The sequence below is a fragment of the Flavobacterium restrictum genome, assembly GCF_007097245.1.
GTDB classification, from domain to species: domain Bacteria; phylum Bacteroidota; class Bacteroidia; order Flavobacteriales; family Flavobacteriaceae; genus Flavobacterium; species Flavobacterium restrictum.
Window position 1 is genome coordinate 72572 of sequence record NZ_VJZT01000012.1, and the last position, 12400, is coordinate 84971.

Here is a 12400-nt window from a genome sequence, read left to right on the forward strand (position 1 = left end):
TGATACAAAAATTAACTTATTTGTACCAGTAGCCTATTTAATTTGGATTTAAAACAAATCCAAGTCCTACTATTGTGCCACTTTTGGAACCAAATTCATAACCACTTGCGCACCGTCATTACGAATGATTGCATAGCGTAAAGAAGTTGCTGTAAGTTCGATTAATCGTACATCCGAGAACGAAAATCCCGACATGGTTTGTGTATAATACGCATTGGTATGCAACATTTGAATGGCACCGTTAATTATGATTCTATCATTAGTAAAAGCTGCCGTTCTTTGATACGTATAAGTACCTTTGGATGTGGTTTTTACGTTGCTTCCAGCAGTCAAAGACGTTTGGGTTACAGCGATATTGTACCCCCCATTAAGGTCAAATGTTACTTGACCCCAATCTTTGGTTTCAATTCCAGACCAAGATACATCATTTACGCTTCCTGGAAACCAAGACCAGTCACCTTCGACCGTTTTGTTTATGTAATTACCGCCAACAAATGCAAATGGGCTTTCGGTTACAAAATTGATAATCCAAGTTTTTCCTGCAACACCATTGGTCAGCATTGCCCATTTTGGATCAGAGAAATAACCGGCATCATTTTGTCCAATTGTCAATTTAACTGGATCGGCATCAACAGCGCCACCTCTGGTATATCCTGTATATTTTACATAATATACTCCAGCAAATGGCAATGTTACCTCGGCAACATTCGTATTAAAATGACCAAGTTCGTTACCGTCTTTGTCCGTGTAACTCCAATACGGAATAACATCGGTGTCTAGATTAGTCATTACAATTTTGTTTTTGTTAGACGCATCTGGAGTTACTGTAAAATTAAGCGTTGCTGCCGTTTTGGTTATTGCAGGCAAGCTGTTGCGATCCTCAATGGGATTGCATGAAAACAAGGAACCTAAAGCTATTACGGCTATTAGTATGTGAAGTATACGTTTCATAGTTATTTGTTTTTTAAGGTTAATTACCATCCTGCGTTTTGTGAGATGGCTCCGTTTGAAAGTACAATTTGAGATTGTGGCAGTGCAAAGAAACCTAATGTTTCTGGTCTGTAAGTCACATTAAATTGAGTGTCGCTACTCACATTATCAATAGCCGCTTTGGTAACAGCAGTTCCTTGACGAATCAAGTCAAAATAACGTTGTCCTTCAAGTGCCAATTCTAGTTGACGCTCTTTCATAATATTAGGCAATGTAGCCTCTACACGATGGGTTGTGTTCTTGAAAGCACGATCACGAACTCTATCCAAACAGGTTTTTGCAAAACCAGCATTGGTACCAAGATTTAGTTCCGCAGCCATTAGCAATACATCTGCAAAACGGATTACAGCATAATCTTCGACATTGTCGATTTGGAAATTACCACCATTAGCGGTTACATCAGCAACACCTGCTTCGTTGGTAACTGGACAATATTTTTTCCAAGCATAACCAGTAAATTGGCGTTGATCTCTTTTGTTAGGGGCTGGATCAAAATCCAATCCTTCGCCATCAAAATCAATTATTGTAGCACCTCTACGAGTATCCGCAGCATCAAATGCTCCATAAAGACTTGGTGTAACAGGAAGTCCACCCCAACCGTAAGCATAACGTCCAATATTTCCACCACGTGGCGCAATCAATACGGATAGACGGTTTCCTTCGTGAAGATTCCAGTCTCCTTTACCACTACCGTTGTAACGAATGGCCCAAACCATTTCGGTATTCCCTTCACCAGCATAGTTACCTAGTGAGGCGGCAAGCCATAAACGAGAATAATCAGCTATAAGTGCGTGACCGCTATTGTTTACAACATCGTTGATGCTTGTTACAGCATCGGCTTTGGTGATTAGACCAGCTAAATCGGCTTTGCCATAATAACTCGTGTAGAACAAAAAGGCTTTGGCAATATATGCTTCGGCAGCCCATTTCGTGATACGACCGTAATTTGGATTCCCAACTTGAGAGTAATTATCGGTACCTAAATTAGCAGCTGCAAATTTTAAATCATTAGCAATCAAAGCATACGTAACTTCTGGAGCTTGTCTTGGAGCATTAAATTCGCTTGTGCTAATGGTATGATCCAAAGGAACGATGTCACCAAAAACTCTTGCCAATTCAAAATGAAAGTGTGCTCTCAAAAAACGAGCTTCGGCTTCGTATTTAGTTTTTAAAGCGGTATCCGTTCCCCAATTTACTTTGTCCAAGTTTTCTAACAACATATTGGCTCTGTATATCCCTTTGTAGCAAGATTGCCAAACTACGTTGTTCATTTCAGGATCCGAGTTGTTTTTAAATCGATCCCAGTCCAAAACGGCAATTCCATCAGCAGTACCAAAACCGCCAAAACAATCGTCAGACGCTTCTTCAGAAATCATTTGGAAACCAGCCCAACCACCTTCTTGTTGCAATACATCGTATACAGATACAAGTCCTTCGAGAGCATCTTTTGGTGTTTTATAAAAATTCTCTGCCACTTTTTCGGTTACGGGAGCGGTATCTAAAAAATCATTTGAGCAAGAACTTAATATCAATATCGTTGATGCGGTAAATAGTTTAATATAATTTTTCATTTTTTTTGATAATTAGAAGTTAACATTAAGTCCCATCATGTAGGTTCTTGGTTGTGGGTAGTAGCCTACGTCAATCCCTTTTGCCCATGATTGGTTTGTGTTACCAAACCCAATTTCTGGATCCATTCCTTTGTATTTTGTAAAAGTGAATAAATTGTTTGCAGCCACATAGAGTCTAAATTTAGAGAAGAAATTTAACTTGTTTGATAATTTTGTTAAATCACAACCCAATGTAGCCGACTTGATTCTAAAGAAGCTTGCGTCATGAACATACAAATCAGACATTTTAGTATAATTCCCATTAGCGTCAGATCCGTAAGTAACTCTTGGAGTCGAATTAGAACTTCCCTCTGTAGTCCAACGGTCTAGGATAGCAGTGGTAAAATTAGAATATGGACGTTCGATACTACGAATTCCCATCACGTTTTGAACTCCTGAAACACCATACGTATAAATAGATAAATCAAATGCTTTGTAGGATAGTTCCATGTTTAATCCATAGGTAAAATCAGGATTTGGGTTTCCAATATTCGTTTTATCAGAAGCATCAATTTTTCCATCCCCGTTTAAGTCTACAAAACGAACATCTCCAGGCAGTGCGTTAGGTTGAACCCCTGCGGCAACTTCGGTAGCGTTTTGAAAAATACCATTTGTTTTAAGTCCGTAGAAATATCCTATTGGTTGTCCTACTTGTACACGATTCATCTCGTCTAAACCTTGAAAAAGAAGGTTAGAATCACCATGAATTACGCCTTCTGAATTCGCTACACGAAGTACTTCGTTTTTATTATGAGATATATTTCCGTTTATCGAGAAAGACCAATCTTTTCCAAAAGTAGTTCTATACCCCAATCCTACCTCAAATCCTTTGTTATTCACATCTCCACCATTGATATAAGGTGCAGCTGCTCCTGCAATTTCAGGAATAGAAGCTTGTACCAACCAGTCTTTGGTCGTTTTGTTATAATAATCAAATGTTACTGTTAGGTTAGAAAACAAAGTAGCATCGAAACCAAAGTCAGTTTGCTCGGACGTTTCCCATTTCAAATCAGGATTCGAGAGTGCATCTGGACTAGAACCTGTGTAAAGTGTCTCTGTTGCTCCTGTTCCAAAATGATAATTTTTATCGTAAGAGTTTATCGTAGACATATAAGCAAATCTTTTTGAGAATTGATCATTACCATTTTGTCCCCAGCTCGCTCTTAATTTAAGGCTTTTTAGGATTGCATCTTGTGGAAAAAAGCTTTCACGATCTACGTTCCATCCAGCAGATACTGCTGGGAAATAAGCATATTTATTGTTAGTCCCAAATTCCGAAGAACCGTCTCTTCGTATTGTGGCATTAAACAAATATTTATTGGCATAATCGTATAAAAATCGGCCAAAATAAGATTGAATTCTATAATCGTATCTTTCGCCATTTACGGTATTCGATGTTTTATCCGTTGCATTGCTTAAATACGCATGAGCAAAATCATTGAATGTTAAGTTCTTCCCTGTAGCACCCATACTTTCTGAAATATTGGCTTTGGCCGAAGTTCCCAACAACACATCAAAATGATGCACATCATTGATAGACGCTTTGTAATCCAAGGTATTCTCCCACGACCAACCCATGCTTTTATTGGAACTTTGTGTAACGGATGAAATAAGATTGTTATCAAAAAGTGTTTCGTTGTAAACTGGTTTGAAGGAACGATAAGAACTGTCGGTCATGTCAACACCAAAACTAGTTCTGAAGGTGAAATTTTTCATGAATTTAGCTTCAGCAAAAATATTTCCTACATACCTGTTGATTTTATCTTCATTAAAATTATTATGAGCCAAAGAAGCTACTGGGTTAAAAACGTCAGGAGCAATAATTGAAGTTGCAAAATTACCATTAGCATCATAAGCAGCGTCCAAAGGAGAAGCGTTTAAAAAACTACGGATACTGTTGTTGTAAATACCTTGATCCGAAACACCATTCTTTTTGATATTAGCAAAAGAGAAATTTTCTCCAATTTTCAAATGATTTTCGATTACATCAGAAGTAGTGTTCACATTAAATGTAATGCGATCGTACTGTGATTTAGCACTTTGATTTCCTATAAGCCCTTCTTGACCATAGTAGGATAAGCCTGTGGCAATGGTCGATTTCTTGTCACCACCTGTAATTAACAAGGAATGATTTTGCTTCATAGCACCGTCATTGAACAAATCATCTTGCCAATTGTGGTTAGGTAGCGTCGCTAATTGTGCAGCTGAATACAAGGGTGCAAAACCAGAGTTTACTCTAGCCTCATTCATTATAACTGCATACTCATTAGAATTTAGCATGTCTAATCTTTTGGCTACTTGCTGAAAACCAGTATAGCTGTTAAGCGACACACTCATTTTTCCGTCTTTTCCTTTTTTGGTTGTTACTAATATCACACCATTGGCGGCTCTTGCACCGTAAATAGAAGCTGCGGCAGCATCCTTTAAAATATCTACTCTTTCTATAGTAGAAGAGTCTAAATAACCTATACCGTTATCCACCACAATTCCGTCTACAACATAAAGCGGATTACTGTTTCCTGCAGTTCCTACTCCACGAATATTTACTGCCATTCCAGCACCCGGTTGCCCAGATGTAGAGGTGATAGAAACTCCAGAAGTTTGCCCTTGCAAAGCATTTACCACATCAAGACTGGCAACATTTTGAATGTCTTTTCCAGAAACTAACGACGTTGCTGCTGTAGAAACTTTCTTTTTCTGGGTACCGTACCCAATGACTACCACTTCTTTCAAGTCATTTGTTTCGGCTTGTAAGCTCACGTTTACAATCGATTTATTATTAACGGATACGCTTTGGGTTTTTAATCCCACAAAGCTAAATTTTAGGACTCCATCTGATTTTACATCAATTTTGTAATTCCCGTCAAAATCAGTTGTAGTACCCTTGGTAGTACCTACTTCAATAACGCTTACGCCCGGAAGTCCCATGCCGTCTGTATTAGAGGTTACCTTTCCACTTACCGAAAGAGATCGCTGTTGCGCATATCCAGATTGCAGCATGAGCATGCTCAAAAGGATTGCCATACAAAAGGGAAGCATTGTCAATTTACAATAGTTGCTTTTCATAATAATTTAAGAATTGGTTAATTTGTTTAGTTAATAATTGTTGTAATACTACACTAGTAAGCGTTGGAAATTATTTGTTCAAATAATTCTTGTTTCCCGCTCAAAGGTTTTGGTTCTCCGTTTGCACGTGCTATCTCGCTAAGTGCTTCCAGAGTAAGTGTTCCCTGTTCATACTTTGCTCCGTTGCCCCCGTCAAATGATCCGTAACGTTGTTCACGTAATTTTTTGTAATTTGTATTTTGTAGAATTTGATCTGCACAAATAAGTCCTCTAGCAAAAACATCCATCCCTGCAATATGCGCAATGAATTTATCTTCTAAATCGATTGAATTTCTGCGCACTTTAGCATCAAAGTTGATTCCGCCGCCTTGAATGCCGCCACCTTCTAGAATCACTAGCATGGCTTGTGTAATTTCGTGAACATCAACAGGAAATTGATCCGTATCCCATCCATTTTGATAATCGCCACGATTGGCATCAATACTTCCTAACATCCCAGCATCAACAGCTACTTGCAATTCATGCTCGAAAGAATGCCCAGCAAGAGTAGCATGATTCACTTCAAGATTCAGTTTAAAATCATTTTGAAGTCCGTATTTGTGTAAAAAACCTAAAGTAGTAGCGGCATCAAAATCATATTGGTGTTTCATAGGTTCCATAGGTTTTGGCTCAATAAGAAAAGTTCCTTTGAAACCTTGCTTACGGGCATAATCCCTACAAATAGTCAAGAATTGCCCCATGTGGTCTAATTCTCTTTTCATATCGGTATTCAAAAGACTCATATAGCCTTCTCTACCACCCCAAAACACATAATTTTCGCCTCCTAAAGCAATAGTCGCATCGATAGCAATTTTGGCTTGAGCCGCTGCATGAGCGACTACATCAAAATTAGGATTGGTTGATGCTCCATTCATATAGCGAGGATTGCTAAACAAGTTCGAAGTTCCCCACAAGAGTTTAATCCCCGTTTCTTCTTGCTTAATTTTAGCATAAGCCACGAGTTCTTGCACACGACTTTCAAATTCTTCCAAAGTGGGTGCCTCGTCCACAAGATCCAAATCATGAAAACAATAGTAAGGAATCCCTAATTTGCTCATAAATTCAAAAGCAGCGTCCATCTTATCTTTGGCTCTGGCAACAGCATCTTCGTTTTTATTCCAAGAAAAAGTTTCGGTTCCTGTACCAAAAGGATCTCCGCCTGTATTGCATAAGGTATGCCAGTAGGCCATTGAAAAGCGCAAGTGTTCTTTCAATGTTTTTCCTGCCACCACTCGGTTTTCGTCATACCATTTGAAAGCAAGTGGATTATCACTTTCTCTACCTTCAAACTTGATAGTATCGATGTTTTTAAAATAGGTTTGTTTAGTCGTATTCATTATATTTCAATATTAATATGGTTTTTCCATTCTTGATAAATATCCTGATATTGGGCGGTCAGGATTGGATTTGGTTCTATTCGTTCAATACATTTCAGCCCTGCAAAAGCTTCTTCGAGCGAGGCATAATAGCCATACCCATAAGCAGCACCACGAGCAGCACCCTCGGCACCAGAGGTATTGTATAATTCTAAAGTTGTTTGGGTAGTATTTGTAAAAATCTCTCTAAAAACGGGACTCAAAAACAAGTTCGCATTTCCAGCTCGCACCATTTCACCACCAGCCCCTACGGATTTCATCACATCAAAACCGTAATTCATGGCAAACACAATTCCCTCGCAAGCGGAACGAACAAGATGACTCGATTGATGGATATTGAAGTTTAGATTTTGAATGCCCGAATTGGCTTTTTTATTATTAAAAATGCGCTCAACACCGTTTCCAAAAGGATAAAAACGCAAGCCTTCACTTCCTGCTTTTAATTTTGCGGCTTCTGCATTTAGTTTTTCGTAAGCTATTAAATCATTACTATTTACCGACATGATTTTGCGCAACCATTGGTACAAAATTCCAGAGCCATTGATACAAAGCAGTACCCCATTCTTTTTTTCTAAAGGGGTATTATTAACATGCAAAAAAGTATTAATGCGGTTTTCTTTGTCGTAATTATCCGAGTCGCTTACAGCATAAATCACTGCCGAAGTTCCTGCAGTTGTAGCAATTTCACCCGGTTTCAAAACATTCAATGACAACGCATTGTTGGGTTGATCTCCGGCGCGATAGGTTATTTTTACAGCGGTATGTAATCCCAATTCAAATGCAACATCAGGATGTATCGTAGCTTGATAGCCAAAATTAGGTACAATTTCAGGAATGATATTGTCTGGAAGTCCCATAGCCTGCAAGACTTCGGTGGCTAAACTTCCTTTAGAGAAATTCCACAAAGCAGCTTCGGACAATCCCGAAGTACTGATTTGCGCCACACCCGAAAGTTTAGCAGCAATAAAATCACCCGGAAGCATCATGTAAGCTGCTTTTTCAAAAACTTCAGGTTGATTGGTTTGAACCCATTTCAATTTTGAAGCCGTAAAATTACCCGGACTTCCTAGAATTTGCTGTTGACAATAGTCATGCCCCATTAAATCATAGGTTTCATTTCCTATTACTGCGGCACGGCTGTCGCACCATATAATAGAAGAACGAACAGGATTTAGGTTTTCGTCCACCAATACCAATCCATGCATTTGATACGCAATTCCAATACCTGCAATTTGCTTTAGATCAATATTTTTTTTGTTTTTTAAAGCTTGAATACCATCCTTAACGTACTCCCACCAAGAATTTGGATCTTGTTCTGCCCAACCAAAAGCGGGTGCAATGATATCCATTTCGAATTCAGGCGCGGTTACTGCACCAACAGTACACCCCTTTTCGGCATCAAATACTGATAGTTTTACAGATGAACTTCCTAAATCGATTCCTAAAAAATACATGTTTTTGTTTTTATATGTTATTCGTTTTTTTGAATTTTCAAATCAACGTTTGTTTTCCATTTTACAAAGAGCGTAACACTCTTTTTTATTGATTTCAAACTCAATTTCAACCCTTATGGTTAAAATAACTATATTACTTATGGTTAATTTGACTACAAGTGTAAAACATTTTTTTTAGATTAACAAAATATTAAGGTTAAAAAATGATTATTAATAATTAATTGTGTTTTAAATAGGTATTTAACAAATGTCAAAAGCGATTTTGCAACACTAACGAGCAAAAGCAATCGCTTTTATTAGTCTATAAAACAGCCACTTAAGCTATAAATACGAGGAAAGAAGAATACTATTTTTTATTCAAAATATTGACTGTTAAGTATTTATGTTTTTACCATGTGTTTTTAAACAATTAGCAGTAAATTCTTTTTTTAAATAACCTGATTTAACACAAGCTTACTATTCGAAATTTGTTTATTTTCGTAAAAATTTATTTTTTCATGATAAAAAAAAGTACCGATACCGAATCTGTTGTATTAGTAGAGCAATCTGCTATGAATGCCATCACAATTGACTGTGTAATATTTGGTTTTGATAACGGAATTCTCGAAGTACTTTTGGTACAACATGCCGAAGGAATAAGCAAAGGAAAATGGGGTTTGCCCGGAGGTTGGATCAAGAAAAAAGAAAGCATTGACAATGCCGCCCATCGATTGTTAGGCGAGCTTACTGGATTAGACAATATCTATTTGGAACAACTTAAGGCTTTTGGAGCACCTGATCGTTTCCCGTTAAGAAGGGTTATCACCATTGGCTATTATGCCTTAATTAAAAGAGAAGATTACAATGTAAAAGCAGGTTTTACGGCGGCTGATGCCAAATGGTATCGTATCAATGAAATTCCAAATTTAATTTACGACCACAACGAAATCCTAGATTACAGCTTGAAACACCTGCGAAACCGAGTACGACAAGCACCCATAGGTTTCAATCTTTTGCCTGAAAAATTCACGTTGTTGCAATTAATGCATTTGTACGAAGAAATATTGGGTGTTGAAATGGACAAATCCAATTTTAGAAGAAAAATTTTGCACATGAAACTATTACTCGCTTTGGACGAAAAGCAGCAAGATGTTTCGCATAGAGCGGCACAATTGTATAAATTTGATTCGGAGATTTACACCAAACTCACTCAAAAAGGATTTAATTTTGAGTTTTAAAAAACCGCATAAAAAAACCGAGAAACCTAAAAAAGTTCTCGGTTTTTTTTATGACTATGAATGCGTTTCTAAAAAACGTTACTGTTTTAAAACCTTCACAACGCCATATTTACCATCGCTCGTTTTTACTTTCAAAACAAGAATTCCATTTGGGGCTTTATTCAGCAATACCATTACAGTCGTATTGGTTACGTTGTATATTTCCTGATTCAATAGTTTTCCTAGTACATCATAAATTCCAACCGTTACAAAGGAATCATTTATACCCTCTGGTAATTGAACCTGAATATAATCTTGTTTGGCAGGATTAGGATATGCTGCAATTGTCATTCGCTTTTTACTATTTTCGATATTGGGTAATCCAAGTATAGCACCGCTATCGCCATATACAATTCCTCTCCCCACGGTACTCATATAAACCCTCCCAAAGGTATTCATATCACCAACAACAAATTGTCCGTTCCCAATTCCGCCATATTCATGCGCATCATCATTAACTCGCAACCAATTTACCCCTTGATCAATGGAACGAAAAACGCCACTCACACCACTTACAGTTCCCCAAATATAAACCGTTGGGTAGGATGCACCCGGTGCTGCAGCTCCTATTCCTACAGCCGTTGCCGCAGTAACAGTAGCAGAAGGAACGGTAAACGTAACACCACCATCAATAGAACGTTTTAATCCGCTACCATTCATCGCAATCCAAAGATGTCCTGCATTTCCGGGTACGGCACGCATGATTTTTGAACCCCAAGCTCCTGCATTTCCTACTGATGTAAAATTTGTTCCTCCGTTAGTACTCGCCAGTACATCCCCAGTGGTATTGTTATAAGCATAAAATTTATTAACAGTCACCTGATCAGATACTGGAACGGCATCCGTGATGGTCAAACCATTACAAGTTGTCCACGCATTTCCATTACTAATACTTCTATAGGTAACACTTGAATTTGCTGGGCAATGTAGTATTTTGGCACCATCAGCAGATAAGGCAACTCTACCGCTTTTTCCCATTAAGGCTCCTGCGGTTACTGTCCAGGTTGCGCCTTGGTCTAAAGAATAATACATTTTATCTCCTAGTCGTACCACTTTATTGGTATTGGCTGCGGCATAAGTAATACTTGTAGACGTTCCCATAGCGGGTGCATGTTGCGGTGCAAAAGCAGTAACATCAGTATGCTTAAAGCCATCATAATCCCCTATAACACTCATAACTGGCCCGCTTGGAATGCTGATAAGATCTAGCGGAACGGTTTCCTCTAAACCAATTGCGTCAAATTTCCAAGTGGTTTTGGCGGCATCAACATTCGTACAAGTGAAAATTCCGTTTCCTGATACCACACTGGCTTGAGTAGTATCAAAAGGGTTGAATTTAATATCGCCAGCCCAGTGCATAGAGGCTGCAGCTCCCGAAATCCAAGTACACCCATTGTCATTCATTGTTATTCCTGATGTTCCTACTAAATCCCGCCAAGTAGCCCCTCCATCAGTACTTAAAAAAAAGCGATCTCCATAAACTCCAGATCCGCCACTAGGTGTGTATTGCAGTAAATACGTATTTATTGTAGATGCAAGCAACCGTTGAGGATTTGCAGGATCTACATCAATTCCCCCAAATGGTTTTGCAAAACCGCTTGGTGTAATATTAGTCAAAACCCCTGCCTTTGATAGTTTCCAGATTTGTCCATCAGCCGAATTCCATGGGCCTTCTTTATCGGCATACGTTACTACTAATGTCCCATTTGAATCTAATACGGCGCGCTGTGGCATGTACGTTGTTGTGGCTCCTGCAACGGCTGTCCAAGTAGTTCCTCCATCCGTACTTTTATACAAATTAGCCGCTCCAGTTCTAGAAACCCCAGCATATAGCGTTTGTGTATTTCCTCCTGATGCAGTTGAAGGATCAAATTCTACGAAACAAATTCCGTTATCATTAGTTGTTGTAGTAACTGGCAATCCTGATACACTTGTCCACGTTGCTCCAGCATCGGTACTCTTAAACAATCCGTTGCGTCGAGTCCCACAAAAAAGAATAGTAGAATTATTAGGATCTACAACCAAACGTTCCCCATTTGAGCGTCCCATACCATTTCCGTGTGCTTTAAATTGCGAAGTCACGATTGTTTCGGTAAAGGTATTCCCTCTATCGGTTGATTTTAGTATTGCCGTTTTGCCACTATTAAAATAATCTGTACCCGCTAACAAATAGACTACGTTGTTGTTTTGCGGATCAATAGCAATTGCTTCGACACCCATATAACCCACTTGATCAGTACTTACCCAATCCAATAATGACACCCATCTTGCTGTACTCACATCCCATCTATAAGCGCCACCCACATCGGTACGGGCGTATTTTAGATTGGCTTCGGTCTTGCTAGTAACGATTCCTGTCACAAAACCACCACCACCAATTTGCACATTTTTCCATGCAGTTTGTGCCCCACTCGTCAAGGAACACAATACGATTAAAAACAATAAGGAATACTTTTTCATCATTTTACTATTTGTCTAAAATTTAAAAAACCAATAGAATTATATTCTTATGGTTAATTTGACTACAAGTATAGCTATTATTTTTAAATTGGCAATAATTAATCCCTAAAATTTCATAATTATCAATCCATTGGGAGAATAGTACCAAA

The 12400-nt window shown here is 38.4% G+C and carries 7 protein-coding genes; 1 reads left to right on the forward strand and 6 read right to left on the reverse strand.

Going from position 1 to position 12400, the window contains the following annotated elements; translation table 11 throughout:
- Positions 1–69 precede the first annotated feature (69 nt).
- The 5 genes from FNW21_RS11755 to FNW21_RS11775 are packed head-to-tail and all read right to left on the reverse strand — an operon-like array spanning position 70 to position 8535.
- The gene (locus FNW21_RS11755) at positions 70–951 is read right to left on the reverse strand and encodes a hypothetical protein (protein WP_144256946.1); all 882 of its coding nucleotides are present in this window, start codon (positions 949–951) and stop codon (positions 70–72) included.
- Between the two features lie 23 nt (positions 952–974).
- Complete coding sequence (locus FNW21_RS11760) at positions 975–2561, reverse strand: RagB/SusD family nutrient uptake outer membrane protein (RefSeq protein ID WP_144256947.1); 1587 nt, start codon at positions 2559–2561, stop codon at positions 975–977.
- Positions 2562–2573: 12 nt separating this feature from the next.
- On the reverse strand, positions 2574–5666 hold the full coding sequence (locus FNW21_RS11765; RefSeq protein WP_144256948.1) for a SusC/RagA family TonB-linked outer membrane protein: 3093 nt from the start codon (positions 5664–5666) through the stop codon (positions 2574–2576).
- Between the two features lie 53 nt (positions 5667–5719).
- On the reverse strand, positions 5720–7042 hold the full coding sequence (xylA, locus tag FNW21_RS11770) for a xylose isomerase (protein WP_144256949.1): 1323 nt from the start codon (positions 7040–7042) through the stop codon (positions 5720–5722).
- Positions 7042–8535 carry a xylulokinase gene (locus tag FNW21_RS11775; RefSeq protein WP_144256950.1) on the reverse strand — a complete coding sequence of 498 codons (1494 nt, stop codon included), beginning with the start codon at positions 8533–8535 and terminating at the stop codon, positions 7042–7044. The genes xylA and FNW21_RS11775 overlap by 1 nt, the downstream gene beginning before the upstream one ends.
- A 497-nt stretch (positions 8536–9032) precedes the next feature.
- On the opposite strand from FNW21_RS11775, the gene FNW21_RS11780 reads away from it, so the two are divergent.
- Positions 9033–9752, forward strand: a complete 720-nt coding sequence (locus tag FNW21_RS11780) for an NUDIX hydrolase (RefSeq protein WP_144256951.1) — start codon at positions 9033–9035, stop codon at positions 9750–9752.
- A 78-nt stretch (positions 9753–9830) separates the two neighbouring features.
- Here the strand turns inward: FNW21_RS11780 and FNW21_RS11785 are convergent, their stop codons facing one another.
- Complete coding sequence (locus tag FNW21_RS11785; RefSeq protein WP_144256952.1) at positions 9831–12254, reverse strand: T9SS type A sorting domain-containing protein; 2424 nt, start codon at positions 12252–12254, stop codon at positions 9831–9833.
- Between the last annotated feature and the right edge of the window lie 146 nt (positions 12255–12400).